21 protein-coding genes are annotated in these 25,864 nt (G+C 53.8%); 13 read left to right on the top strand and 8 right to left on the bottom strand.

Translation table 11 applies throughout. The features are described 5' to 3' along the window. Positions 1 to 9 precede the first annotated feature (9 nt). The 7 genes from D3P09_RS14265 to D3P09_RS14295 all read left to right on the top strand — a co-directional run bounded on the left by D3P09_RS14265 (position 10) and on the right by D3P09_RS14295 (position 7,018). Positions 10 to 801 (top strand): ABC transporter ATP-binding protein, encoded by a 792-nt coding sequence (locus tag D3P09_RS14265; RefSeq protein WP_120111208.1) that lies wholly within the window; start codon positions 10 to 12, stop codon positions 799 to 801. 40 nt (positions 802 to 841) lie between these two features. Continuing rightward, a complete protein-coding gene (locus D3P09_RS14270; protein WP_120111211.1) occupies positions 842 to 1,645 on the top strand; it encodes an ABC transporter permease in 804 nt (267 codons plus the stop codon). Positions 1,646 to 1,746: 101 nt separating this feature from the next. Then, positions 1,747 to 2,958, top strand: a complete 1,212-nt coding sequence (locus D3P09_RS14275) for an aminotransferase-like domain-containing protein (RefSeq protein WP_120111214.1) — start codon at positions 1,747 to 1,749, stop codon at positions 2,956 to 2,958. A 55-nt stretch (positions 2,959 to 3,013) separates the two neighbouring features. Next, the gene (locus D3P09_RS14280; protein WP_120112453.1) at positions 3,014 to 4,360 is read left to right on the top strand and encodes an LLM class flavin-dependent oxidoreductase; all 1,347 of its coding nucleotides are present in this window, start codon (positions 3,014 to 3,016) and stop codon (positions 4,358 to 4,360) included. A gap of 34 nt (positions 4,361 to 4,394) precedes the next feature. Beyond that, positions 4,395 to 5,426 carry an aliphatic sulfonate ABC transporter substrate-binding protein gene (locus tag D3P09_RS14285; RefSeq protein WP_120111216.1) on the top strand — a complete coding sequence of 344 codons (1,032 nt, stop codon included), beginning with the start codon at positions 4,395 to 4,397 and terminating at the stop codon, positions 5,424 to 5,426. 39 nt (positions 5,427 to 5,465) lie between these two features. Further along, positions 5,466 to 5,900: a hypothetical protein gene (locus D3P09_RS14290; protein ID WP_120111219.1), complete on the top strand. Its 435-nt coding sequence runs from the start codon at positions 5,466 to 5,468 to the stop codon at positions 5,898 to 5,900. A 233-nt stretch (positions 5,901 to 6,133) separates the two neighbouring features. Continuing rightward, positions 6,134 to 7,018 (top strand): DUF4358 domain-containing protein, encoded by an 885-nt coding sequence (locus tag D3P09_RS14295; protein WP_120111223.1) that lies wholly within the window; start codon positions 6,134 to 6,136, stop codon positions 7,016 to 7,018. 82 nt (positions 7,019 to 7,100) lie between these two features. Here the strand turns inward: D3P09_RS14295 and D3P09_RS14300 are convergent, their stop codons facing one another. Both D3P09_RS14300 and D3P09_RS14305 read right to left on the bottom strand, forming a co-directional pair. Continuing rightward, complete coding sequence (locus tag D3P09_RS14300) at positions 7,101 to 8,843, bottom strand: ABC transporter ATP-binding protein (RefSeq protein WP_207892497.1); 1,743 nt, start codon at positions 8,841 to 8,843, stop codon at positions 7,101 to 7,103. Next, positions 8,833 to 9,663, bottom strand: coding sequence for a MerR family transcriptional regulator (locus D3P09_RS14305; RefSeq protein ID WP_120111226.1), 831 nt, complete (start codon positions 9,661 to 9,663; stop codon positions 8,833 to 8,835). Before D3P09_RS14305 ends, D3P09_RS14300 begins: the two co-directional genes overlap by 11 nt. A 215-nt stretch (positions 9,664 to 9,878) precedes the next feature. Between D3P09_RS14305 and D3P09_RS28125 the strand changes: the two genes are divergently transcribed. Continuing rightward, positions 9,879 to 10,187, top strand: a complete 309-nt coding sequence (locus tag D3P09_RS28125; RefSeq protein ID WP_243644186.1) for a hypothetical protein — start codon at positions 9,879 to 9,881, stop codon at positions 10,185 to 10,187. Positions 10,188 to 10,303: 116 nt separating this feature from the next. On the opposite strand, the gene D3P09_RS14315 is transcribed toward D3P09_RS28125, so the two are convergent. The 5 genes from D3P09_RS14315 to D3P09_RS14335 all read right to left on the bottom strand — a co-directional run bounded on the left by D3P09_RS14315 (position 10,304) and on the right by D3P09_RS14335 (position 16,768). After that, positions 10,304 to 10,924, bottom strand: a complete 621-nt coding sequence (locus D3P09_RS14315) for a hypothetical protein (RefSeq protein ID WP_120111229.1) — start codon at positions 10,922 to 10,924, stop codon at positions 10,304 to 10,306. Positions 10,925 to 11,039: 115 nt separating this feature from the next. Beyond that, positions 11,040 to 12,059, bottom strand: a complete 1,020-nt coding sequence (locus tag D3P09_RS14320) for a CobW family GTP-binding protein (protein ID WP_243644188.1) — start codon at positions 12,057 to 12,059, stop codon at positions 11,040 to 11,042. A gap of 19 nt (positions 12,060 to 12,078) precedes the next feature. Next, positions 12,079 to 13,410, bottom strand: coding sequence for an extracellular solute-binding protein (locus D3P09_RS14325; RefSeq protein ID WP_120111235.1), 1,332 nt, complete (start codon positions 13,408 to 13,410; stop codon positions 12,079 to 12,081). A gap of 47 nt (positions 13,411 to 13,457) precedes the next feature. Then, positions 13,458 to 14,993 carry a response regulator gene (locus D3P09_RS14330; RefSeq protein ID WP_120111238.1) on the bottom strand — a complete coding sequence of 512 codons (1,536 nt, stop codon included), beginning with the start codon at positions 14,991 to 14,993 and terminating at the stop codon, positions 13,458 to 13,460. Then, positions 14,990 to 16,768, bottom strand: coding sequence for a cache domain-containing sensor histidine kinase (locus tag D3P09_RS14335; protein ID WP_243644189.1), 1,779 nt, complete (start codon positions 16,766 to 16,768; stop codon positions 14,990 to 14,992). The genes D3P09_RS14330 and D3P09_RS14335 overlap by 4 nt, the downstream gene beginning before the upstream one ends. 181 nt (positions 16,769 to 16,949) lie before the next feature. Here D3P09_RS14335 and D3P09_RS14340 point away from each other — a divergent pair, with 181 nt between their 5' ends. The 5 genes from D3P09_RS14340 to D3P09_RS14365 all read left to right on the top strand — a co-directional run bounded on the left by D3P09_RS14340 (position 16,950) and on the right by D3P09_RS14365 (position 21,611). Further along, positions 16,950 to 17,582 carry a helix-turn-helix transcriptional regulator gene (locus D3P09_RS14340; protein WP_120111242.1) on the top strand — a complete coding sequence of 211 codons (633 nt, stop codon included), beginning with the start codon at positions 16,950 to 16,952 and terminating at the stop codon, positions 17,580 to 17,582. 25 nt (positions 17,583 to 17,607) lie between these two features. After that, entirely contained in the window at positions 17,608 to 18,732 is a 1,125-nt protein-coding gene (locus tag D3P09_RS14345; protein WP_120111245.1) for an alanine racemase, read from the top strand. 27 nt (positions 18,733 to 18,759) lie between these two features. Beyond that, positions 18,760 to 20,370, top strand: coding sequence for an N-acyl-D-amino-acid deacylase family protein (locus tag D3P09_RS14350; protein ID WP_120111248.1), 1,611 nt, complete (start codon positions 18,760 to 18,762; stop codon positions 20,368 to 20,370). A 40-nt stretch (positions 20,371 to 20,410) separates the two neighbouring features. After that, a complete protein-coding gene (locus tag D3P09_RS14355; RefSeq protein WP_120111250.1) occupies positions 20,411 to 20,875 on the top strand; it encodes a RidA family protein in 465 nt (154 codons plus the stop codon). 592 nt (positions 20,876 to 21,467) lie between these two features. Beyond that, on the top strand, positions 21,468 to 21,611 hold the full coding sequence (locus D3P09_RS14365; RefSeq protein WP_120111256.1) for a sporulation protein YjcZ: 144 nt from the start codon (positions 21,468 to 21,470) through the stop codon (positions 21,609 to 21,611). Positions 21,612 to 21,844: 233 nt separating this feature from the next. Here the strand turns inward: D3P09_RS14365 and D3P09_RS14370 are convergent, their stop codons facing one another. Continuing rightward, positions 21,845 to 25,708: an InlB B-repeat-containing protein gene (locus tag D3P09_RS14370; protein WP_120111259.1), complete on the bottom strand. Its 3,864-nt coding sequence runs from the start codon at positions 25,706 to 25,708 to the stop codon at positions 21,845 to 21,847. Positions 25,709 to 25,864: the final 156 nt, after the last annotated feature.

Consider the following 25,864-nt stretch of genomic DNA (forward strand, 5'->3'; position numbering starts at 1 on the left):
ACTATTTCAATGAGATTAGGTGATATATTGACGATCAAAGGCGAGTTGATTATTCAAAACGTGAATAAAAGCTTCCAGCGCGACGGCTCCAGCCTCCACGTTCTCTCCCATATTAACGCCCATGTGAAGCCAGGCCAGTTCGTATCGATTATCGGTCCAAGCGGCTGCGGCAAAAGCACATTGCTCAAAATTATTGCCGGGCTGGATGCCGAATATGACGGAGACGTGTTCCTAAGCGGCGCCCCCGTGACGCGCCCCGGCAAAGAAAAAGGCTTTATCTTTCAGGAGCATCGGCTGTTCCCTTGGCTGACCGCCGAACAGAACATTGCCGCAGACCTGTCGCTTAAGAATCCGGCGGTCAGAATGCAAGTAGACAGCATGATCGAGCTGGTGAAGCTCAAAGGTTTTGAGAGAGCGTATCCCCGCGAGCTGTCGGGCGGCATGTCCCAACGGGTCGCCATAGCGCGCGCCCTGCTCCGGCAGCCGGACGTGCTGCTGCTGGACGAGCCGTTCGGCGCCCTGGACGCTTTTACCCGGAATCACTTGCAGGAAGCGCTGCTTGAAATATGGGCTAGAAACAAGACGACCATGGTGCTCGTTACGCATGACATTGACGAAGCGGTATTTCTGTCGGACAGAGTATTCGTCATGGGCGCGGGACCGGGAACCATCAAGCATGAGATTGCAATCGACCTGCCTCATCCCCGCAGCCGGACGGGTCCGGCCTTCCAGCAGCTTAGAGCCAGCGTCATGAACGCACTTCATCAATCCGAGACGACAGCGCAGGACTGGGAGATTTAATAGGCAAAAAATCGTATACGAGCTTGAAAGGAGCAACGGCATGAACAAAGCAACGCGGCCCGCCACCCGCAAGAAACGAAGGAATGGGCTGAGAAGAACGCTAACCGGCCTTATTGTGCCGCTGGCGCTGCTGATCGCCTGGCAGATTGCTTCTGGCGCAGGCCTGATCTCGGCACAGCTCTTCCCCGCCCCAAGTTCCATCTTGAAGGATTTCTATGACTTGCTTGCATCAGGAGAATATATCGGTCATTTGAAAATCAGCGTGTACCGGGCGCTGCTGGGCTTTGCGATTGGGGGCTCTGCGGGACTGCTGATCGGACTTGCCGTTGGCCTGTCCAGGAGAACGGAAGAAGCGCTCGATCCTACGCTTCAGATGCTTCGCACCGTTCCGCTGCTTGCCATCACGCCGCTGTTCATTCTGTGGTTCGGCTTCGGCGAGCTGTCGAAGGTGCTGCTGATCGCAGTCGGGGCTTTCTTCCCGCTCTACGTCAACACATTTCTGGGCGTCCGCAGCGTGGACCTCAAGCTGTTCGATGTGGCCCGCATCCTGGAATTCAGCCGTGCCAAGCAGATTCGAAGGCTTGTTCTGCCTGCGGCGCTGCCGAATGTGCTGTTAGGACTGCGCCTGTCGCTCGGCATGGCCTGGCTTTGCCTAGTCGTAGCCGAGCTGATGGGCGCGGACAGAGGCATCGGCTACCTGATTCAGGATGCGCGATCCTTCATGCAGACAGGCGTCGTGTTTGTCGGCGTCTTCACATTCGCCATCGTCGGCAAGCTGGCCGATTCATTCGTCCGGCTGCTGGAGAGCAAGCTGCTGAAGTGGCAGGACAACTACAGAGGGTAACCCGTTCTTCCAGCGATTATGAATGGACGCCTGGTTGATTAACGGAGATTGAACCTTGCGCTCGTCTTTCGCAAACAAATAATTACGAGGTGAATCAAGCTATGTCCACCCTATCATTGAAACCCTATTCCTTTGCCCGCAGGCTGCCGGCCATCGCGCCGATGGGAGCCGCCCAAGCTGCGAAGAAGCGCCAGGTGATTCCGCTCTCCTTCGGCTCGCCGCATTCGGATACATTCCCGTATAAGCCTTTAATCGGAGCCGCGACCGATGCGATTTGGACTCACGGCCGGGATTCGCTTCAATATGGCGGCGCAGGCGGTCCAGTCATCGTGCTGGATTGGGTTGCCCGGCGCTCTGCGCTCCGCTCGATCCACGTCGACCCGAGCCAAGTGCTGATGACGTACGGCTCGCAGCAAGCGCTGGATTACGTTGCCCGCGCACTGCTCGATCCTGGCGACCATGCATGGCTGGAGGGGCCGACTTACTTCGGAGCAGTCAGCACATTCCGCACAGCTGAAGCCATCCTCACTTCCTTCCCGATTGACGAAGACGGCCTCATCGTTGAGGAGGTGGAGCGAGCCCTTGAGGAAGCCGAGAGATTGGGCAAGCCGCTGCCGAAGCTCTTCTATACGATGCCGAACTTTCATAATCCGGGAGGGATCAGCCTATCGCTTGAGCGACGGCAACGGCTTGCCGAGCTGGCCTACCGCTACAACTTTTTTATTCTGGAGGACGACGCCTACACGGAGCTCTCCTATACCGGGCAATCGCTTCCTGCCATCTATTCCTTTGCGCCGGAGCGAACCATTTATTTGAGCACCTTCTCCAAGATTATCGCCCCTGGCATTCGGCTTGGCTGGGCGATCGCAAGCCAGGACACCATTGCGAGGGTCAATACCTTCTTCCAAGGAAGCAAAGCGAGCGTCTTCTCGCAGGAAATCGTCGCGCAGCTGCTGACGAGACTTCCATTTGACGAACATCTCGCCAGCTTGAATAAGCTGTACCGCGATAACCGCGACGCGATGGTGGATGCGCTAAAGATCAGCTTCGGAGATGATGTGACCTTCAGCATACCGGAAGGAGGTTTCTTTGTCTGGCTCTCCTTCCCTGAAGGAATTGACACCAGCGAGTTCGTGAAGGATGCGGAAGAGCGGGGCGTCAGCTTTATTGACGGCAAGCAATTCTTCATTAATGGGGGCGGTGCCCGCCATGCGCGGCTATCCTTCAGCTATTGCAGCGAGGAGCAAATCCGGGAAGGCGTAGCCCTCTTGGCACAATCCTACTACAGCTATCTCGATAACCGCCGCCGTTAACCGGCATTATCCCACTCGATAAACCACATCAAGAAAGGTTAGGTGTACCTTGAACGTGAACCGACAACGGAAACAAATGAGCCTTGGGGCATTCTTGTTCAGCTTCGGCCACCACTTTGCGGCATGGCGCCATCCTCTGACGGATGCCGACGGCGTCATAGATTTGAATTTCTACAAACGGAATGCGCAAGCTGCGGAACGGGGCAAGATGGATATGATTTTCTTTGCGGACGCTCTCTCGCTGCCGGATAAGGAGGATGTTGCGCATGATGTCAGCTCCGTCTATCCTGATGCTTCTACCGTCATCTCGGCCCTCGCCGGCGTTACGGAGCGGATTGGGCTGGCTGCAACCGTATCGACGACTTTCAATGAGCCCTATAACATTGCACGCAGATTTGCCACATTGGATCATTTGACTGGAGGAAGAACGGCATGGAATGTCGTAACTTCGACCAAAAATACGGAAGCGCGCAACTTTGGAGCTGAGGAACTTCCTGACCACGGCGACCGGTACGGCCGGGCGCATGACTTCCTGCATGCGGTTAATTCCCTGTGGGACAGCTGGGAAGACGGCGCCCTGGTCTTCGACAAGGAGAGCGGGCAATTCGCCGACACTGCGAGAATCCATGCGACTCAGCATAATGGGCTGTACTTCCGGGTACAGGGCCCGCTTAATATTCCTCGCTCTCCGCAAGGCAGGCCGGTTATCGTAGAAGCCGGCACATCTGAGGCTGGGCAAAGGCTGGCAGCGCAGACTGCGGACGTCGTGTTCACTGCTTGCGCCGAACTGGGGCAAGCCCAGCAATTTTACGCTAAATTAAAAGCTCAGCTGCCTGCATTCGATCGTCAGCCTGATGAATTGAAAGTAATGCCTGGCGTCATGTTCTTCTTGGGGGATACCGAAGAGGAAGCCAGAGCCCTGGAGGCGGAGTTCCATGAGCTGATCGTCCCCGAAGCAAGCACATCCTATCTCTCCCGCTTGCTGAATTATGATCTGAGCGCCTATCCGGTCGACGGTCCGCTTCCGGACATACCCGTTCAAGGCAATTCCAGCAGAGCCCTTATGGTCATAGAGAAAGCGAAAAGGGACAGCCTTTCGATCCGTGAGCTCGGCTTGTACTTCTCCGTGGCGCGCGGGCATCTGACCGTGACCGGTACGGCGGAGCAGATTGCGGACAAGCTGCAAGAGTGGTTCGAAGGAGGAGCCTGCGACGGCTTTAACATTATGCCTCCTTATTTGCCAGGCGGACTGGAGCAATTCGTGGACCGCGTCATTCCGCTGCTGCAGGCACGGGGCTTGTTCCGTACCGAGTATGCGGGAAGCACACTTCGCGGGCATCTTGGACTTAGCCGGCCTGCAGGACGGTACAGCTTGCTTGAAGCAAGCGGACAATCAACCTAATCAACCTAATTGATACAGTAGGAGGCTTCATACTATGAAAACTGCACGCGCATCGCTGCTTATTTTATCCGCTCTCACCGCCCTTATCGTATTGGCGGCATGCGGACAATCCTCATCCGGGAATGATCCCGGCCAAGCCAATAACGGCAGCGGGACGAAGAGCGCGGAGGGCGTCGTCGTCTCCATCGAGTCCAGCCAGATCGGACCGATTCTGATTGCGAAGGAGAAGGGCTACTTCGAAGAGGAATTCGCTAAATTCGGCGCTACCATCAACTATCAGCCGCTGCAGAGCTCCTCGCAGTTTCTGGAGGGCATTGCCGCAGGCAGACTCGACTTTGCCCGAATCGGCTATATCGGTACGATTACCGGACAGACAGCCGCTATACCCTTCCTCTCCATCAGCGAAGGAAGCGACGGCGCAGGAGACGGCATTCTCGTTCAGCAGGACAGCCCGATCCAATCCGCCGCTGATCTGAAGGGCAAAAAAATCGCCGTTGCCAAAGGCAGCAGCTCATGGGGACTCATCCTGCGGGCGCTGGACAAGGAGGGGCTGAAGGCCTCCGATGTCGAGATGATCAACTTGCAGCCGGATGAAGCGCAAAGCGCCTTCCAGTCCGGAAAAGTAGACGCTTGGGCAGTCTGGGAGCCTGCGCGGTCCAATCAGGTGAACAACTTCGGCGCCAAGGTTATCGCGGATTCGAAGAGCATAGGAGCCTATACGCCGGGCTATAATATCGTCCGGTCCAAATTCGCGGAGGAGCATCCGGATCTGGTCGTTGCGTACCTGAAGGCTTACGAACGCGCGCTCCGCTGGGAGAACGAAAATCTCGATGAAGCGATTGCCCTGCTCGCTGGACTGAAAAAGCTGGATGAAGAGACCGTACGTGTGTCTATTGCGAACAACGTTCCTCTTAACCTGCCAATATCGGATACAGCCAATGAGAGCCAGCAGAGAACCGCAGATATATTGCTTGAGCTAGGAGAGATCAAAGAACAAGTCGACGTGACCGCAGTAGTCGACAACACGTTCATTACACGAGCATTAGAGGAACTTAAGGCCGAGTAGTAAACCATCCTGCTTCAATTGAAGGGACTGTTCGGCTTAGTGAGCTCCGCCGAGCGGAAAGCACAGCTGCAAGACGAGAAACTCGGCTTAGAGAGCCGCCGAGCGGAAAACGAAGCTGCAAGACGTGTGAAACCCGGCTTTGAGTGCGCCGCCGAGCAGAAAACGGAGCTGCAGGACGAGAAACTCGGCTTAGAGTACGCCGCCAAGCAGAAAACGAAGCTGCAGGACGAGAAACTCTGCCTAGAGTGCGCCGCGACACAGAAAATGGAGCTGCAGGACGAGAAACTCTGCCTAGAGTGCGCCGCGACACTGAAAACGGAGCTGCAGGACGAGAAACTCGGCTTAGAGTGCGCCGCCACGCAGAAAACGGAGCTGCAGGACGAGAAACTCGGCTTAGAGTGCGCCGCCGAGCGGAAAGCAGAGCTGCAGGACGAGAAACTCGGCTTAGAGCTGCCCCGCAGCTGCCAATCATAGCTCACGCCGCAAGCGAAAAGCCTTCAAGTCCACTTTTACGGTGGTTTTGAAGGCTTTCATTCAAGGTTGGGGCATCCACTTAACCGTTGCTTCCCTTCTGGGACAGCCCCTTCCTTCACTTCCTGATCCATCAACCGCTTTATCCTTCAAATAAATACGCAACTTTTCCCGAAGTACAAGCGTCCTTACTAGTATATGTTTACATAACCTATGACGTACAACGGGAGAAGATCATGTTGAACAACAAGAAATGTTGGATTATAACCCTTCTTGCGCTTGCGATGTCACTCGCGCTGTCTGCTTGCAGCAGCGGCAATTCCAATAACCAGTCTAGCATGCCGCCCGGTCCCAGCGAGAACCCGATAGAGTCTACAGCGCCCTCTGCGACACCGGAGCCGGAACCGACTGCAAGTGCCGATCCCAAGGAAAGCAGCTCGTCTGCGGAGGAAGAGCCGCCGTCCCAAGCACCATCAGAGCAACCGGCAGAGACGCCTGTCGCAACAGAGAAGCCGAATGCGACAGCAACTCCAAGCGTCAAACCTACTGCTACAGTCAAGCCGACGCTGCAGCCATCAATCAGGCCAACCGTGAAGCCGACCCAGCAGCCTTCGCTGAAGCCAAGCGCGAAGCCTACCTTCACACCGCCGCCAACTTCAACGCCGACACCAACACCGCTGCCGACCCCGCAGCCGTCGCAGAAGCCGACAGAGAAGCCCAATACGGCAGTGACCGTTCAGGATATCGTAGACAAGATTACAGCCGATCTCGAATTTGCCGGTCAGGCAACCATAGAGAAAACGGCGGTTCCCGACTTCTACAACGGGATCGATCCGGATAGCCTCCTCGAGGAAGGTATCTTTCAGCAAGCAAGCTTCATGATCTCCGCCAGCGAGTTCTCGATCGTAAAGCTGAAGTCTGCGGATCAATACGATACGATTAAGCAAGCTTTCGAATTCCGCGCAGCGACAGTGCAGAAAACGTTCGAAGAATATTTGCCAGACCAATATGAGCTTGCCCAGAATTATAAAATCGTGCGGAACGGCAACTATGTGCTTTTCTGCATCTCCAGCAAGCAGGATAAAGCAATCGATATTTTCAACGGATTTTTCACGAAATAAACGCTATAAATAAAAAGGAAGCAGCGCCGATACGTCGGCCGCTGCTTCTTTTTGTGTAGCGTGCATGGCAGAGACAATTCGATTAAATAGCCACATTGTCGATAAATTGCTGCTCCACCAGCTTGGCATACAGCTCATGGGATTGCAGCAATTCGGCGTGCGTGCCTTGGCCGGTCACTTCGCCCTTCTCCAGCACGACGATCTTATCCGCATTGCTTATCGTAGACAGACGGTGCGCAATCACCAGAGTTGTTCTGGCCTTCATCAGTTCGTTCAGCGCCTCCTGCACCAGCTTCTCCGAATCGCTGTCCAGATGCGCTGTCGCTTCATCCAGCAGCAGAATATCGGGGTCGCGCAGCAGCGCTCTTGCAATCGCCAGACGTTGCCGCTGGCCGCCGGACAGCTTCACGCCCCTCTCGCCGACTTCAGTCTCCAGACCTTGAGGCAGCGATGCGATGAAATCCGTCAGATTAGATTGCGCCAGCGCCTCTCTAATGCTGGATTCCTCTGCTTCTGCGAGGCCATAGGTGAGATTATGGCGGATCGTCCCCGCCATCATTGGGCTGTCCTGGGACACATACGCAATACGGCTGCGCCAGCTCTGAAGCCCGATATCCGCGATCGGGACATTGCCGTACCGGATGACACCGCCGCTAGGGTCATAGAATCGCTCGATGAGAGAAAACAGCGTCGTCTTGCCTGTTCCGCTCGGTCCCACAATAGCGGTCATGCCTCCCGGCTGCGCCTCGAACGTCAAGCTCTTCACGATCGGTCTGTCAGGCGAATAAGCGAAGCTGACGCCCTCGAAGGACAACGCCTGGTCCTTGCCTCTTGCCAATGCCTGCGCCTTCGCGGCAGCTCCCGAACCATCCTTCTCCGCTGGCTCTTCCATCAACTCGATGATGCGCATCGACGCCCCCATCGCCTTCTGAAATTGTGTGAAGAACGATGCCATCTGAGTAAACGGCATAACGATCTGGAACATATAGAGTATAATGGCTACCAATTCACCCGTGGACAAGGAGTTCTGCGCGACCCTAACCCCGCCATAGCCGATCAATAGAACGAGAATGAGCAGCATGATGGTCATCATAAGCGGGGTTACGATCGACATAATCTTCGCTTCCTGCAAGCCGAAGCGGAATAAGCTCTTGATCCGCCCTTTGCCCTGCTTATACTCTACCTCTTCGGCCAGAGAAGCTTTGACGAGCCGGATATCGGACAATACTCGCCCGAGATCGCCTTGGAACAGCGCCGTCTCATCTTGCATGGACTTGGAGATTTTGAACATTTTGCTGCCGAGCGGCCATAGAATCAGCATCGCAAGCGGCACAGCGATGAACATGAGCACCGTCATCTTCCAGTCAATATAGAGCAGAATGACAATGCCCCCGATAATAGAGACGATGCCGCCCAGGAACGAGATGACATGGCTGATAATAAAATCCTTAATGACATTCGTATCGTTCGTCACCCGGCTCATCGTCTCCCCGGACGTATTCCGGTCATAGAAGGGAACCGGAAGGCGAAGCACACGCTGCCACAGCTCCTTGCGAATGCCTCCGATGATGAACTGGCCAACGTAAGACATCGTATAGACCGAAAAACCGGATGCCGCAGTCTGCAATACAAATACCGCGGCAAGCGCTATGATCGTAAAGGTCTCCAGTGCCGAGGCCGAAAGCTGCTCCACCACATCCTTCGTCAGCAGCGGAATGAGCAGCGACATGACGGTCTCCAGCAGCCCCAGCACAACAGCCGCCACAATGATCCACTTCGCAGGCCTATGCTTGCCTATCAGCGCAAAAAACGGTTTAATGTCCATCGGAATTCCCCCTGGCTTCCTGATTTTCAATCTCTTTCTCTCTTTTCTCGAGCTCCTGCATGACAGCCTGCACAAATGCCTCCTCTTCCTTGGATAGGCTGATCTGGAACAGAACCGGATCAAGATTCTGCTCGATTTCCTGCTCCAGCTTCGAAAGCTCCTGCTCGCTCAGCTGGCTAATTGCTGGTTCCAGCACCTCTTTTACGATCTCTACCATCTTGCTGCCGACAACCAGCACCTCCGGATCGATTGGACTTTTGCCGGCCTTGCAATGCGACAGAAGCTCGATGAGTGTAACGGTCATTCTGCGCTCCCGCTCCAGCCTGACCTCCTCCTTCACGCCCACATGGTAGATCGCGTCTACCAGAACGGAAGGCATGCGCTCCGACAGATATTGCTTCTGGCTCTCTTCATTCTGAATGTTGTGAATGAACATGAGGAGCAAGCCGCTATCCAGCTTTTCCGTTCCCTCAACATAAGTTCTGAGCCGCTCTATGGTAAAGATCGCCTGATCTAGCTGCTGCCGCTTCTTCTTGAGCAGCTCGTATTGAAGAGACAGCGATTGCTCCAGATGGGCCCCCGGCTTGGCGAATTGCTCCGCGATTTCCTCCAGGCTGAAATCGAGATACTTCAGCGTCAATATTTGCTGCAGCCGAAGCAGGTCCCGTTCCGTATAGTAACGATGCCCCTGGGTATTGCGGCCGGAGGGCTTAAGCAAATCTTTGCGGTCATAAAACCTCAGCGTGCGCTCGGTCACTCCGGTCAGCTTCGCGAATGCCCCAATGGTGTATATCTTCTCCGTATCCGGTCTGCTCTCCATCCTGTCGTCCTCCTCTCTCTATGATACGAGCATATCACTTGACGTAACGTCAAGCGCAAGCTTTTTTTCACAAAAAATTGTAGTCGGCCCAGCTTGTCATCATCGGTCGAATCGTGGATAAGCGCCGCGATAATTTTGGTTTTAATTACGGCATTCCTCTATATAATGAATTGTGGCTTTCTAGCTACCTATCCCGTTCGGAAGGAGCGATTAATGTGGAGAACAACCAGATTCCGCCATCCTTCGAAGAAGGCGGTCCCCAGCATACTTACCATCAGCATGCCTTGCAGCAATCCCGGGACACGGCGCCTATCGTACCGGTCAAGGAGTGGCTGCTCACGATGCTGATCATGATCATTCCTGTTGTGAACATTGTCATGATGTTCGTATTCGCCTTCGGGGAGGGCAACCCGTCGAAGCAAAATTACTTTAAGGCTGCGCTCATATGGGCAGCCATTATTCTGGCTTTTTATCTGCTTATCGTGGTGCTGTTGTTCGGCACGCTTTTTGCAACCAACTTTTAGATCAGCCCTTGCGAAAAGAATCAGCCGGCGATTGTGTCCGGACCGCGCATATAAAAAAGGCATAGGAGCCAGCCAAGACTTAGTCCTGGCAAACTTCTATGCCTGCGCGAATACTTTTAAGATTTTTTCCCTTTAGGCGCTTCCTTCTCCGGCGCCGCCTTCGGTTGAGGCTTCGCTTCCTTCTCCGGCGCTGCGGTCGGCTGAGGCTTCACTTCCTTTTCGGGCGCTGCGGTCGGCTGAGGAGTAGGCTCCTCGCGCTGCTCGCTTCTTTCCTTCCAGTGATGCTTCTCCTTGTCGCCGTGTGCCTTCTCGAGCTCTTCGCGAAGCTGATCCTCGGTCTTGCCCTTCGTCTCGATGCCATGCTTCTCGGCGATCTTCTGCAGGTGCTCCAGCCGCTTGGCACGATGCTCAGCCTTGAACGCTTCCCACTTCTCCTTGTTCGCTTCCTTGGCAACGAGAAGCTCCTTCTTCAACTGATCTGCGGACTTGCCTTCTGTCGAGATGCCGAAGTATACAGCCATTTCCTGCAATCTTTTCAACCGGTAAGCTTCGAATTGCTCCTTGGACATGCCGCCGTGATGATGCTTCAGCTCTTTGTCGTTCTTAAGGTCCGGCCCCTCCAGCATCTGAGCTACGGATTGATGCTCCGCATAAATGGCTGTATGGGACGAGCCCACGGAAGCTGCAGCTATGCCGATTGCGGCCGCCATTATCAGGTATATATTGACCTTCTTCATCTGTTGTCTCACCCTTCTGTCGCAATGTATGTGGAGCCAATGCAAGTGCAAGTGCATTCCCCTCATTTGGAATATTGTTTCCATACATGCGGCTGATTAGACATGATTCAACAAATTACGACTTCACTTGCAGCTCCTCAATCATCTTCCTTAGCTCGTCCTTGGAGAAGTGCTCCCCGATAAATACCGCTACATCATTCACATGGCCTTGCGGATCAATTCGGATGAAATCCGATTCCTTATATGCATATTGGAACAGATAACGGCTGCCGCTCGACATATCCGAGAAGGACACAACCCCTTTGGCACGATAGACAGCATCCGGCAATCGCTTCAGCAGAGCCTCGAACGCTTCGCTTTGAACGGGGCCGTCAAAGTAATGCGTATACGCCATAACATGGCTGTGGCTATGATGATGTCCATGATGCTCGTGATGACCGTCAGGCTCGCTATGCCCGCCTCCTGCCTCCGCATCCCGCTCCTTCAGCTCGGGAGCAGCCGCTTCATCCAGCCAGCCCCAATCGTCAATCCCGCATCGTACCGCAGGCACGATGGCTGCGTGGGCATTCAGCTCCCGAAGCAATTGCTGCGCCTCCACCAGCTGATCCGGCGCCAGCTTGTCGGTCTTGTTAAGCAGCAGAAGCGTAGCGCATCTGATCTGCTCCGCCATCAGCTTATAGGTCCGCCCTTTGCCCAGCTTCCTCCGCTCCAGCAGCTCAGGTCCGTCGACCACGGTAATAACGGAACGAAGCTCCAGCGAAGCGTACATCGATGCATCCGTCACCCCATCCAGCGTCTCCATCGGATGGGCGGCTCCCGTCGATTCGATGATGATGGCATCAGGATGATGCTGCTGGACCAGGGATGCAATCTCCACGCCCAGATCGCCGCGAATCGAGCAGCAAATGCAGCCTCCGAGCATCTCGGCCATCGGCACATCGCGGCTGACTAATTCTCCATCCAAATTAATGTCGCCCAGCTCATTCATAATGACGGCAGGCCGTTTCCCTTCATTCTTCAATCGGGCCAGCATACTGGTCAGAAACGTCGTTTTGCCGCTGCCAAGGAAACCCGACAGCAAGTATACGGGAATCCTTTGCGTTTCCCCTGCAAATTGATTATGTTCATTCATCATTCATTCTCCTCATACCGTTCTAAGAGGGCACCCTCCCCAGCAATTGTCCCAGCGCCTTGGCATGCGCATCCTGGACGCTCGCAGCTATCTTCTTCGGATCTCCTCCCTCCAGCAGCTCCTGCAGCCCGTCATTTAGCGCCTCTGCGCCTTCTGTTGTCAGTACACTGTCATAGACAGGGGTCAAGCTGACGCTGTTCACCAAATCATAGACTTCAGCGAAGATGGGCGAGACCTTGCTTTTATCCAGTTCAATCTTATAGCTGACCAATTGGTTGCTCTCCAGCGTCCGCTGCTGAGCCTCCGGGCCAGCCATTGCATAGATCAATTCGAAAGCAGCTTCCTTCGCGGCGCCCTCCACGTTCTTGCCCAGCGCCATGCCGGATCCGACTACCCCTGCCATCGTATTGGGATCGCCCTTGCCTCCCGGAATAGCAGGCAGCAGCTCAGCCCCCATCTCATTCATCGCTTCCTGCGAGGCATTCGCCGCCAAATTCGTAAGCGCCCATCCGCCGTCAATCATCATGGCGGCTTCGCCTCGGGCGAACTTGAGCTCCATCTCGACATTGTCGATATGCTGGTAGCCTTCTTGAAAAGCGCCCGAATCGCCAAGCTGCTTCATATAATTCAGCGCATCGATGAACGCCGGGTCCGTGAAGCGAACGCCCCGTTCCTGACGCGCCGCATTCATCAGCCATTCAGTGCCGGTCACGCGGTCTGCAAGCGTGCTGAAAATGCTGGATTGCGCCGGCCATCCGGCCTTGTTGCCGAGAACAATAGGCGTAACCCCATTTTTGTTGAAGGTATGGATCACATACAGCAACTCGCTCCATGTCTTCGGTACGGTTAGTCTGTTCTCTTCGAATATCCGTTTGTTGTAATACAGAATGGATGTAGGCGACAAGCCCATTGGAGCGCCGTATACCAGTCCACGGTCCTTGAAAGCCTCCAGCGAATTAGGCAGGAAACCATCCCTCCATTCCGGGTACGCATCCACCAGCTCGTCAATCGGCTGAATTAAGGATTCCGCCGCATACTCCCTAGTCATCGCCCCGCTCCAAAGGATGAATACATCCGGCATATTCCCGGACTTGGCGCTTTCCTTGAGCCGTTTTCGGTATTCATCAGGCGCGATTTCCCTTACTTGAACTGTAATCTTGGGATGCTCCTCTTCAAATTCTTGTATGATCGCCCGCATCGTCTGCGCGCGCAGATCATCTCCGGTGAAATTATGCCACAACGAAATGGTTGCCTTGATGTTGCCGGCATTGCCCGCGCCCTTCAAAAAGCTGCAGCCTGCCGACACGGCAAGAAGAACAGTCAAGGCGATAGCAGCCGTTACAGTTCTTTTCATCCCGTGCTTCCCCCCATATGAATAATAAATTAACGGCTAGCACGAGCCTACCCCCTGCGGCGGTATTCCCAAGGTGTATACCCTGTATAATTTTCGAATAATCCGCTGAAAAACTCCACATCTCCGTAGCCCACACGACTGGAAATCTCGCTGAACGATACATCCGTTTCTTTCAGCAGCTCCATCGCCTTATCTACTCTGGCCTTCGCCACGAATTCCGCATACGTCTGGCCAGTCTCCCGGCGGAACACTTCGCTGAAGTGATGCGGAGTCAGCTGGACACGCCCCGCCACAAGAGCCAGCGACAGGTCCTCATCCAGATGCTCATGGATGTAGGCAATCGCGCGATTCATAGGCGGCATGCTGTGATGGCCCGAAGCGGTCAAATAATGCTTCATTAATTCCAGCACGCGGCTTACCATCATCTCGCGCCCGTGCTCGGCAGCAAGCTTTAGCGGAACAGGCTGCGCCTTGACGGCCTCCGGCAACTCTGCTCCCGACTCTTGAAGCAGGCGATGGACCGTTTCCTCAGCACATTGCAGCATAGCGTTCAGATAAGCATGATAGGATTCCGGCGTCGTCTCCTCATCCGATTCCAGCGCTTCCGCCACGCCTTCCAGCCACAGCTGAAGCGCCGGCGCATCTCCCTCCAGCAGCAGCGCATGAAGGTCTTCCTTATCCGCTGGCGTGCATACCCGGCGGCTGCCCTTGCGGCTGCTGACATCACGGGTATGAATCATCCTGACGTCGGGCAGCAGACCGTGGTACAGGAAAGTGTGCACGGCGCTGTCAATGGAGCGCTTCAGCTCGTCCAAGCTGCAGACTTCCTCGCCAATTGCCGCGTACAGCTTGCACTTCAGCTTGCGCTCGATCCGCATCAGCATATCTTCCAGCTTGGCCAGACTGCCTTCATCGCCCTTCACAAGCGGGAGGATAAGCAGAATATGATCCTCCCGCAGGGCCGCTTCTCCGTCGACCAGCTCATCAATTACATTATGGGCGGCGAACAGCAGAAGCTTGCCGTAGCCGTTCTCCGTCCCCCATCCGGTAGCGCCGATACAGCAGACAACATAGCGCGAAGCCGTATCCATCCGAAGCCGCGGCAAGAGCCTCATACTCTGGCGCAGCGTCCCGTAGTCCACTTCTCCGCCTTGAACAAGCGTCTCGATCAGCTTCTCCCGCAGCTCATTCCGATTGCCGCTTTCACCGCGCATAATGATGCGCTCGCGGGCGGCGCCTATCGCGCTCTTGATTTCGTCGGGTCGGCTTGTCTTGAGCAGATAGTCGCTTACCCCTTCCGTAATGGCCCTTCTTGCATATTCGAATTGATCGTACCCGGTCAGGATGATGACTTCCGTGCTGGGCAGCAGCCGCTTCACTTCTCTCGCCAGATCGAATCCGTTAAGTCCGGTCATCTGAATATCGGTAAGCACAATATCCGGCCGCTCCGATTCCAGCCTTCCAATCGCCTCTTCCGCCGATGCGGCAGGGCGAAGCAGCTCATAGCCGTATTCCGACCACGGAATTACAGTGCTAAGGCCTGTGCGAATGATGACTTCATCATCTACAATTAACAGCTTCATTCCAACTCCGCCTCCTCTTTAAGCGCTAACGGTATGGCGAAGGTTACCTTCGTCCCCTCTTGGTATGCACTCTCTATCCTCAAGCCCGATTCCATGCCATAGTGCAGCTGAAGCCGCTTGTGCACATTGCGCAGCCCATAGCTGCCTCTCTCTAGCCGCTCCATATCCCGCTTCTGATCCTCGGGGCCGTGCAGCTCTTGCCTGATCTCGGACAGCTTCTCGGGCGGCATGCCGGCTCCGTTATCCTCCACGCTGAAGAGCATCCGTCCCTCCGCACGCTCCGCGGTTACTTTGATCTCTCCCGCCTCCGGCTGCTGCTGAATGCCGTGAATGAGCGCATTCTCGATCAGCGGCTGCAGCAGCAGCTTCAGCATGCGCTCTCCATTCAGGTCCGGATCGATGTCCAGCTTGATCCAGAACTTGCCCGGGAAGCGAATGGACTGGATATTGGCGTAGTGCTTGGCATGAGCGACCTCCTGCTCCACGGAGCAGAACTCTTCCCCTTTGTTCAGGCTGAACCGCAGGAAGTCGCTTAGGCTCCCCACCATATCGGCTATCTTGTCATCCCTGTTCATCAGCGCCATCCAATGAATCGACGATAGCGTATTGTATAGGAAGTGGGGATTGATCTGCGCCTGCAGCGCCTGCATGTCCGCTTCCTTCTTGCTGGATTCCTCCTGCTTCACCTGCTCGGTAAGCTGGGCGATCCGGTCGCTTAGCTTATTGTAGCTTCGCACGAGCTGGCCGACCTCGTCCATCGATTCGACGGGATACGTCTGAAAGGAATCCTCCGGGTTTGAATTTTTCATAAAGCTTGTCAGCATCATCAGCGGGTTCGTAATGCGTTGTACAAAATATAAAACCAATATGGAAGCAATGAGCATCGATACGCCAATGACCGCTACCATCAGCTTCAGCACGTAGCTGTTCTCATTGCGGAAGTCTTCCATCGGCATAATGCCCGTTAAGGTCCAATCCACGCCCTCGACTGTGTCATAGATTACAGTGCGCTTGTTATCTCCAGTCCCATCATAAAGCCAGCCCGACGCTTTCTCAAGCCGGGAGTCCATTAGCAAATCTGCAAGCTTGCCCGCCTGATCCGAATTCTCGCCCGTTCCGGACAGGACTGTGCCTTCGGCATTGCTCAGCCATACCTCTCCGTTCTCCGATATGCTGGCCTGATTCAAAATTTGCGTAAGCGCTCTTTCATTCACGCTGATGACAAGCGTGCCCAGATGCTTGTAGCTCGTCAAGCTTCGGATGGGCCTGACCAGCGAGATCACGTTGTTCGTGCCTGTTGCGGTATCCGTCACATATTTGCCTGTCCAGAATTTAGATAAGGATTGAAAATCCTCAATCCGATTGTCCGCCTCCGGAAGCTCCGTATGGAATATCGTTGTATTGGATATCGGCGGAGAGGAATGAACCGGATATATAGTAATATCGGAAATATAACCTTTGGAATAGACCAAATTCGATAAAAACTCAATCATTTTCGTTTGCTGCACAGGATCGGTGCCCGGGCCGCTCAAAAATTGCTGCACATCCTTCTGTCCGATCAGAAAAAGAGAGATATTCTCGGCGTCCTGCACGATGAACTCCATATTGGTCGCCATCTGCCTAAGAATGCTGGTGCCGGACTGCTTCGCCTTCTCCTCCGTCGCTGTCGCCGCCATATTGTAGGCGAACAAGCCAAGCGCAAGTAAAGGAATCAATACGGCCAACAATAAAAATACGGATAGTTTGCGTTTCAACGAGCTGCTGATCCAACGCATAATTTCTCATTCCTCCTGCCCCAAAACCTCTATTTAGAATGACCATTCCAGCCATCGTCTATCTGTTCAACAGCCTGTCATACTTTTTTTTAGTATAACAAAATTTTAGTTTGATTTTTCGTTTGCGTAGGTGTACCATTTGGACTAGATAAAGGTTAGAGGTATGGAAAGGGGGCGTACGTTGGAGACTATATCCCAGGAATTTATGTTTTTTGCCGAGCTTGCCAAAGGCTTGGCCGCTCAGTTCGGGGACAATTGCGAGGTCGTCATTCATGACTGGTCGAAGCCTTATGACAGCACCATCGTCGCCATTGAGAACGGGCATGTAACGGGACGAAAAGTCGGCGATCCCAGCACCAATCTCGGTCTGGAGATTATGCGCGGCACATCCGACGGCGACAATCGCCATAATTATATTACCCAGACGGCGGACGGGCGCATCCTACGCTCTACCTCGATGTACGTGAAGAACAAGGCAGGCCAGATTATCGGAGCCGTATGCATTAACTTTGATATTACCGACATCATGATGGCGGAGCGAACACTTCAATCCTTGACGGGAAGCGGACTTCAGCCGGTACGCGAATCGTTCGTCAGCAATGTGAACGATCTGCTGGATACGCTGATCATGGAGGCTCAGGAGACGATCGGCAAGCCGCCGGCGCTCATGTCCAAGGAAGATAAGATTAAGCTGATTCAGCTCCTCGATGAAAAAGGCGCTTTCCTGATCAAGAAATCAGGAGAGAAAGTATGCGGATACTTAAGCATCTCCAAATTCACATTATATAACTACTTGGAAGAATCGAAATCTTGATGGATCACTAGGAGGTTCTTATACAATGAGCCGTAACGCAAGCACAATCGCTGCAGCAATCGAAACACCTGGCGTCATCATCTCGCTGGAAGCGGTTGCCGCCAACATCGCCAAGATGGCGGAAGCGATCAGTAAGACGGGCGTTCAATTGCGTCCGCATGCCAAGACGCATAAGCTGCCCCAGATGGCGCAGCGCCAGCTTGACGCGGGTGCAATCGGGATCACCGTAGCCAAGATCGCAGAAGCGGAAGTCATGGCTGCCGGAGGCATCACCGATATCTTTGTCGCTTATCCGATCGTAGCGATGTCCAAGCTGGAGAGAGCTGTCAAGCTCGTTCAATCCGGCGTCCGTCTAATCATCGGCGTGGATAGCCTGAGCGGCGCGCAGCGCGTCTCGCAAGCTGCCGTGAAGCATGGCGTACAGCTGGAAGTAAGGCTCGAGATTGAATCCGGCTTGAACCGGACGGGTGTCGATGCGGCGGAAGCGCCGGCTCTGGCGCAGCAAATCGCCAAGCTGGATGGCGTCCTGCTCGGCGGCATATTCACTTACCGCGGTGCTATGCTGAGCGGTGCTGCCACGATGGACCTGAAAGCGGCAGGCCATGAGGAAGGCCGCATCATGGTACAGACTGCTGAAGCGATCCGCGCTGCCGGCGTAGAGATTCGCGACATTAGCGTCGGCTCTTCGCCAACCGCCCTGTACGCAGCAGAGGTTGAAGGCATTACGGAGGTTCGTCCCGGAACGTATATCTATCAGGATGTCATGCAAGCGGCATTCGGACTTTGCGAGACTGGCGATTGCGCTGGCGCTGTCGTGGCTACAGTAGTCAGCCGTCCGACGCCAACTCGGATTGTCATTGACGGCGGCAGCAAGACGTTCGCAACGGATGTGCAGCCGGACAAAGCCCCGCTTCATCTGAAGGGCTTCGGCCATATTGTCGGCGATCCCGACGCAGTGTTCGAGCGCATGAACGAGGAGCATGGTGTCATCTCGGTCAAAGCGGACAGCACTTATCAAGTCGGAGACGTCATTGCCATTATTCCTAATCACATCTGCAGCACGATCAATTTGCATAACTTCGTCTACCTGCAGCAAGCCGACGGCACGCTGGTCCAAACGCCAGTAGCCGCACGCGGTCTGCTGGAGTAGCGCCACACGAGAGGAGATTGGCTAACTATGCTTGACTTAGTATTAAAGAACGGCAAGATTGTCGACGGTACCGGCAACCCTTGGTTCCGCGGAGATATCGGCGTCAAAGACGGCATGATCGTATCGGTAGGCAGCATCGATCAAGAAGCGCATAAAGTCATCGACGTCGGCCGTCAAATTATTTCGCCCGGCTTCATCGACGGCCATTGCCACTCTGACCTAATGATTCTGGATCATCCGAACAGCGACATCAAGCTGCAGCAAGGCGTGACTACCGAAGTTGTGGGCAACTGCGGCCTGGCTCCCGCTCCGCTTGTGCCAAGCAGAGCGGATTTGCTGAAAACCTACATTCAGCCCGTTGTCGGCAATACAAGCTGGGAGTGGCCTTGGGAGACAGTGGGCCAGTATATGGAGCATGTCGCCAAGTCTTCCATCTCCGAGCACATCGCAACCTATGTCGCGCATGGCGCGCTGCGCATCGCCGTTATGGGCTTTGAGAACCGCCCTGCTACTTCGGCTGAGATCGCGCGCATGAAGGAGCTGCTGGAGGAAGGACTCCGTGCGGGAGCTATCGGCTTGTCCATCGGCTTGCTGTACGCGCCTGGCAGCTATACATCCCGTGAAGAGCTGGCCGAGCTTTGCAGCGTACTGCCGAAGTACAACGGCCTGCTGTCCACTCATATCCGCGGCGAAGGCAACAATCTGCTTCCGTCGGTAGCGGAAGTGATCTGGATTGCCGAGAAAACAGGCATCTCGCTGCACATCTCCCATCTGAAAGCCGCCGGCAAGATCAACTGGGGCAAGGTGATGGACGCGCTGGAGCTTGTTGAAGCGGCAAGAGGGCGCGGCATGGATGTAACCGTCGACGTCTATCCGTACAATGCGGGGTCGACTACACTGACGACCGTTCTTCCGCCGTGGGTATTGGAAGGCGGCATCGAAGCGACTTTGGAAGCTTTCCGCAACCCAAGCCTGCGCGCACGCATCAAGGAAGAGCTTAGCCACGAGCAGACCGAATGGGATAACCTTGTATGCTCTACCGGCTGGAACAGCGTCATCGTATCTTCCGTGAACTCGGACAAAAACAAACATCTGGAAGGCAAGCATATCGCGGAAATCGCCGACATGCGCAGCCAGCATCCGGTAGATTGCATGATGGATCTGTTGCTTGAGGAAGACGGTCAAATCGCGATTGTCTACTTCCATATGTCCGATGATGATGTGAAGAAGGTCATTTCTTACGAGAAAGCCTTGATCGCATCCGATAGCTTGAACTGCGAGATCGGCAAGCCGCATCCCCGCACTTACGGCACATTCCCTCGCGTCTTCGCCAAATACGTGCGCGATGACAAGGTATTGTCGCTGGAGCAGGCGGTCCGCAAGCTGACTTCCTTCCCGGTACAACGCTTCAAGCTGGGCAAACGCGGTCTTCTCGTGCCGGGTTATGCAGCGGATATTACCGTATTCGATATGGATACGATTCAAGATACGGCTACTTTCGCCGATCCGCGCCAGTTCCCGAACGGTATCTCTCATGTCGTTGTTGGAGGCCAGCTGACTCTGTCGCATGGCGTTCATACACATAAACGCGAAGGCTCGCTAATCCGGGCTCAGCACTGCTGCTCGCATCATCATTAATGAGCAGCAATCCAAAAAAAGTTTCAAAGGAGAAATGAACATGTCTAAAATCGAACAACGTCTTGCTGAACTAGGAATTACTTTGCCGGTATTGCCAGAACCAAAGTTTCTGTACAAAACGGTTAACCAAACAGGCAACCTGATCTACACATCCGGCTTCGACTGCCGTATCGACGGCGTTCTTATGTATGAAGGCAAAGTAGGCTCCGACCTGACAATCGAGCAAGGCCAAGAAGCGGCTCGCCAAGTTGTCATCAACCTGCTTGCTGCTATGAAGCAGCACCTGGGCGACCTGGACCGTGTGGTGAAAGTCGTGAAGATCCTTGCATTCGTGAACAGCGCTCCTGGCTTCGGCGACCAGCCATACGTAATCAACGGCGCTTCCCAGCTTCTGATCGACGTATTCGGCGAAGCTGGCCGTCATGCCCGTTCCGCAATCGGCACAAGCGACCTTCCGTTCCATACGCCAGTTGAGATCGAACTGATCGCAGAAGTTCGCGACTAATATCCTGACCTGGCGCATTCCGCGCGTCATGGCAAAATCCCCAAGCGACAACATCGCTTGGGGATTTTTTTGATTCCTATCGTCAGCATGTGGACTCGCTTATCATGTTGGTTCGCTGCAAGTTCGCTCTGAGTACGTATTAGAACAGAATAGTGCGTGTTATGATAACCAACAGAATAAATAGAACAAGGATCGCTCCAGCGTTATTTGAGCAAGGATTGCCGCAAGCTACGCCTGCGACTGGGAAGTGGGAGTTAGGTCCACCGGATACATTAGCGGCGGATACGTTGGCCGCTGACATGTTTGCCGCGTAATTCAAGTCGTTCAGCTCCTTTTTTTTGAAGGTACAGTATCCTATGTATTTCTCCCCAAGATGTATAGGCGATTCGGAAAATTGTGCATTTGCTCATTTTTGCGCTGCGCCCGCACCTTTTCTCTTGTGTCACGGCATGTGGCCAGGCCCTTCTGAGCCTCTGCCCCGCTAACTAGGCGTTAGCCGAAGTTTAATGTCCGCATGATAATTGCCCAATCATATTGAACCAGAGGCGAATAACATACAGAGTACTCAAAACGTAAGGAGGTGCATGTAGCAATGTCCGGTTGCGTTGGTGGTGCTTTCGGTAACAACTCCGTTGGAGCGATTCTGGTTCTCTTTATCCTGTTGGTGATTATCGCTTGCAGCTGCTTCGGCTTTGGCGGCTTTGGCGGCTTAGGCGGTTTCGGCGGTAAATTTTAATCTGACGTCTGATATGTATCCTCCATGCATGCAGACTTGTTAGGATGCCCTTGACTCATTCAGAAAGGCCCGCTTCGGTGGGCCTTTCCTTCAGTCTTGTAACGGGACAAGACTATAGCCGGCCAGCTCCATCTTGAAACGAAGCGTAGTTATGCCTCGTAAAAAATAGCATCAATCTTGAAAATTAGAAAAGAGAGCCGCCGCCGGCAGCTCTCTCTGTTAACCAAACAAAACTAATTAATAAATCCTGCTTGCTGCAGCAGCCTGCGCACCATCGCGGCCGTCTCGGCTCTCGTCATTGTAGCTTCCGGATTCAGATTGCCGTCCGGGCTGCCCTTCGCAAGTCCGCTCTGTACGATCGCCGCCACAGACTCCTGCGCCCAAGCCGCTACCTCACCCCCGTCATTGAAGCTGGATAACGCCGACCTTTGCTGCGTCTCCGACAAGGAAGGCTGATCCGCCGTAAGTTGCATCGCGCGAGCGATCATTACTATCGCTTCCTGTCTGCTAATCGTAGCGCCCGGCTTGAAGGTTCCATCCGTGTACCCCGTAACGATACCGTACTCTACAGCCTTGCTTACCGCCTGATAGTACCACTCGCTCTGGCTCACATCACTGAAGGAATTGGAAGCTCCATTGTCTTGCAGCCCTAACGCCCGGACAAGTATAGCCGCGAACTCTGCGCGGGTCACAGAGCCGTCTGGATTGAAGCGGTCCTCACTGATTCCTTTGACGACTAATCTCGAGCCCATATCATTCACATCCTGCTTCGACCAGTGTTTCTCCACGTCCGCAAATTGAACAGGGTTCCAAATAACGGAGTATACACTGTTCGTCAAGCTATGAATATGAGCAGAATATTGCCCGTCTTGCAGTGATACAAAGGTTGGTACATGATAGATGATTTTGCCGTCCTGATCGAGTACAACCCCTGTCGTTATTTTCGAAGGATCGATGCCTTTAGGAAGCAAAATCTCTCTCTTTACGAATCCGGTGAATGTATTCAGTTGGACAGACCGCTCTCCATTCGTGACGTGAACTGTAAATTCCACCGGGTGAACGATCAGCTGTGCTCCCGCTTGCTCAGCTGCTTGGCTAAAGTCTGATTGCTGCCGTTCAGAAGCTTTACTTAACTCAATCGTAATTTGAATATCTTCTATCTTCGCGCCCAGCTGTTCAGCAGCCTGAGCCAGATTCAAACTAGCTGCCGGCAAAGTATAAGCTGCGCCATTGGTCCGAATCTCTAGTGACGACTCCCGCGCAAGAAGCTTCGCAAGCAGCTTGCCGCTCAGCGTCACGTCCAACTGATCAGGATCGGCATTTACCTTTAGATTCAATTGAGAATGCTGCCCTTCTTCATCCAGTTTCTGCGCAGCCTTATCCTCGTTCAATTGAACATCGATCATTTTATGATCGCTAGAGACGGCAGCTTCTTTAATCAGATCCTCTGAGTCACCCTGTACATTACTGGACACAATGCTGTCCCCTATCGGCGGATTCGTTACCGGATCCGGATTCGGGTTCGTTCCAGGCGTCCCCGGATTGGGGATTGCCGCCCATTGGGCATACAAAATAATATTCTGTGTCCCGATGGTCAGTGTAGAGCCTGCTGTATAAGCTGTACCGGTTCCATCCGCCTTCGTATTCCAGCCGGCGAAGGTGTAACCCGTTTTTCTAACGGTTCCAATACCCGCAACCATTGCAGAAACGCCCGATTCATAAGCTGTAGCGTCTACAGGAACATTGCCGCCCGTATGCCCATTCCCTTGATACGTAATAGTAAAGGCAGGCGCCGGCACATTCGTCCATTGCGCATACAGCGTTACATTCTCAGACACCTGCAGTGTTGCGCCTGCTGCGTATGCTGTGCCCGTTCCATCTGCCTTCGTGTTCCAGCCTGAGAAGATAGAGCCTGCTTTGGTCATACTTCCCGCTATTGCCAGAGTAACTGGAGTACCCGGAGCATAGCTTGCGCCTGATGGTACTGTGCCTCCATCACTTCCATTGCCATCGTAGCTGATCGAATACGTGATCAGCTCCCACTGCGCGTACAGCGTTACATTAGCTGAACCCATCGTCAGCGTCGAGCCTGCTGCATATGCTGCTCCCGTTCCGTCAGCCTTTGTGTTCCACCCTGCGAACGAATAACCGGCTTTCTCCAGTGTGCCTTGCGGAGCCACTGTTACTTGAGCGCCTGGAGCATATGAACCGCCCAGTGGTGCCGTGCCGCTGCCACTTGTGTTTCCATTATAGTTCAGCGTGTACGTGATCAGCTCCCACTGCGCGTACAGGGTTACATTGGCAGCGCCCATCGTCAGCGTGGAGCCTGCCGCATAGGTAGTACCCGTTCCATCCGCCTTCGTGTTCCACCCTGCGAACGAATAACCGGCTTTCTCCAGCGTGCCTTGCGGAGCCGCTGTTACTTGAGCGCCTGGAGCATACGCACCGCCCAGCGGTGCCGTACCGTTATCACTTAGATTTCCCTCATAGTTTAACGTGTACGTGATCAGCTCCCACTGCGCGTACAGGGTTACATTAGCTGAACCCATCGTCAGCGTGGAGCCTGCCGCATAGGCTGTGCCCGTTCCGTCAGCTTTTGTGTTCCACCCTGCGAACGAATAACCGGCTTTCTCCAGTGTGCCTTGCGGAGCCACTGTTACTTGAGCGCCTGGAGCATATGAACCGCCCAGCGGTGCCGTGCCGCTGCCACTTGTGTTTCCATTATAGTTCAGCGTGTACGTGATCAGCTCCCACTGCGCGTACAGGGTTACATTAGCTGAACCCATCGTCAGCGTCGAGCCTGCCGCATAGGCAGTACCCGTTCCATCCGCCTTCGTGTTCCACCCTGCGAACGAATACCCGGCTTTTCCCAAAGTGCCTTGCGGTGCTGCCGTCACTTGTGCACCAGGGGCATGAGAACCGCTCGCTGGCACGGTTCCACTTTCATTTCCATTGCCATTATAGCTAAGTGTATACGTAATCTGTTCCCATTGTGCATACAATGCGATATTGGCTGTGCCCATTGTCAGCGTTGAGCCAGCTGCATAATGCGTCCCCGTACCATTAGCAGCCGTATTCCAGCCCTTAAACTGATAACCCGGCTTGGCTAATGTGCCCTGCAGCGCCACACTCACAGTCTGACCTGTTAGATAAGTATGGCTATCAGCGGGAACATCTCCGGATTGCTGTCCATTCCCGTGATAGCTTACGCTATATCCAGCCAGATCCCACTTTGCATATAAGGTAACATCAGATGAACCAATCGTGTAGGCCCCGTTAGCCGGATATGTAGTGCCTGTTCCATCTGCTTCTGTATTCCATCCTGCAAATGCATAACCGTCACGAACCAATGTCCCCTGATTGGCCAAGGTTATAACATTGCCTGGATAATTCTTGCTGGAAGGCGCAGGCGCAGAGCCATTGGACTGACCGTTGCCATTGTATACAACGCCATACCCGCTGCTCACATTAGATACTGTGATATTATCTAAATTAAGATTAGAAGGCGCAAGACTATCCGTAAACTTCCATGTAATTTCGATAGCAGCAACATTAGAAATGGAGTAGCTGGAAGAAGCTCCGAGCAGCGCCGACAACTGTGTAACTGTCGTCGTTATTCTTATGTTCCCAGAATTCGTTAAGGATTGAATGATCCCGCCATTATGATCTCTTAACACAACGGATAACTGAGAGAGCTGATACCCTGTACCGCTGCCCATATCATAGCTGCTGAATCCGAAATTATTAAATGCAAAAAATTTGTTTGTCGCCATTCCCTCAGCCTTTAAAACAAAAGTTCCCGTTGTATTTGGATCTTGTTGATTCATTGACCACAAATTCGTAGTTCCCGGATCGTTGACAAACCCATTGCTCACCAGAAACTTATCCCCGCTCTTCTGAAATCCCGTAACGTCCGAAGACGTTAAAGGACCGCCAAAATCATAGGTCCCATTCCCGGTACCTTGCCACGCGGCCATAGCCTTATCTGCGCCAAAACTAGCGATCCCCCATAAAGTCATTACCATCATAGCCGTCACGAGCATCATCGTTCGAATGGCTTGGTATGCCCTCTCATTGCCGCTGCCGCTCTTCTTCATTCGAATTCCTTCTCCCTTTCCTACAGTCCGCTATCCTATGAGGAATATGAACACTCACGCGGGCAATAGGGATTCAATTACATACGCTTTCTGTTATTTAACACAGAAAACTGCATAGAGCCGGATGCTCTATGCAGTTGTCATGCAGGCCTGATC

Origin of the sequence: Paenibacillus pinisoli, from assembly GCF_003605435.1 — a bacterium.
In the GTDB taxonomy this organism is placed as follows: domain Bacteria; phylum Bacillota; class Bacilli; order Paenibacillales; family Paenibacillaceae; genus Pristimantibacillus; species Pristimantibacillus pinisoli.

Coding starts and splice junctions, on each gene's coding strand:
- D3P09_RS14265 (WP_120111208.1), top strand. CDS start 10: ATGAGATTAGGTGATATATTGACGATCAAAGGCGAGTTGATTATTCAA.
- D3P09_RS14270 (WP_120111211.1), top strand. CDS start 842: ATGAACAAAGCAACGCGGCCCGCCACCCGCAAGAAACGAAGGAATGGG.
- D3P09_RS14275 (WP_120111214.1), top strand. CDS start 1,747: ATGTCCACCCTATCATTGAAACCCTATTCCTTTGCCCGCAGGCTGCCG.
- D3P09_RS14285 (WP_120111216.1), top strand. CDS start 4,395: ATGAAAACTGCACGCGCATCGCTGCTTATTTTATCCGCTCTCACCGCC.
- D3P09_RS14295 (WP_120111223.1), top strand. CDS start 6,134: ATGTTGAACAACAAGAAATGTTGGATTATAACCCTTCTTGCGCTTGCG.
- D3P09_RS14300 (WP_207892497.1), bottom strand. CDS start 8,843: ATGGACATTAAACCGTTTTTTGCGCTGATAGGCAAGCATAGGCCTGCG.
- D3P09_RS14305 (WP_120111226.1), bottom strand. CDS start 9,663: ATGGAGAGCAGACCGGATACGGAGAAGATATACACCATTGGGGCATTC.
- D3P09_RS14315 (WP_120111229.1), bottom strand. CDS start 10,924: ATGAAGAAGGTCAATATATACCTGATAATGGCGGCCGCAATCGGCATA.
- D3P09_RS14320 (WP_243644188.1), bottom strand. CDS start 12,059: ATGATGAATGAACATAATCAATTTGCAGGGGAAACGCAAAGGATTCCC.
- D3P09_RS14325 (WP_120111235.1), bottom strand. CDS start 13,410: ATGAAAAGAACTGTAACGGCTGCTATCGCCTTGACTGTTCTTCTTGCC.
- D3P09_RS14330 (WP_120111238.1), bottom strand. CDS start 14,993: ATGAAGCTGTTAATTGTAGATGATGAAGTCATCATTCGCACAGGCCTT.
- D3P09_RS14335 (WP_243644189.1), bottom strand. CDS start 16,768: ATGCGTTGGATCAGCAGCTCGTTGAAACGCAAACTATCCGTATTTTTA.
- D3P09_RS14345 (WP_120111245.1), top strand. CDS start 17,608: ATGAGCCGTAACGCAAGCACAATCGCTGCAGCAATCGAAACACCTGGC.
- D3P09_RS14350 (WP_120111248.1), top strand. CDS start 18,760: ATGCTTGACTTAGTATTAAAGAACGGCAAGATTGTCGACGGTACCGGC.
- D3P09_RS14355 (WP_120111250.1), top strand. CDS start 20,411: ATGTCTAAAATCGAACAACGTCTTGCTGAACTAGGAATTACTTTGCCG.
- D3P09_RS14365 (WP_120111256.1), top strand. CDS start 21,468: ATGTCCGGTTGCGTTGGTGGTGCTTTCGGTAACAACTCCGTTGGAGCG.
- D3P09_RS14370 (WP_120111259.1), bottom strand. CDS start 25,708: ATGAAGAAGAGCGGCAGCGGCAATGAGAGGGCATACCAAGCCATTCGA.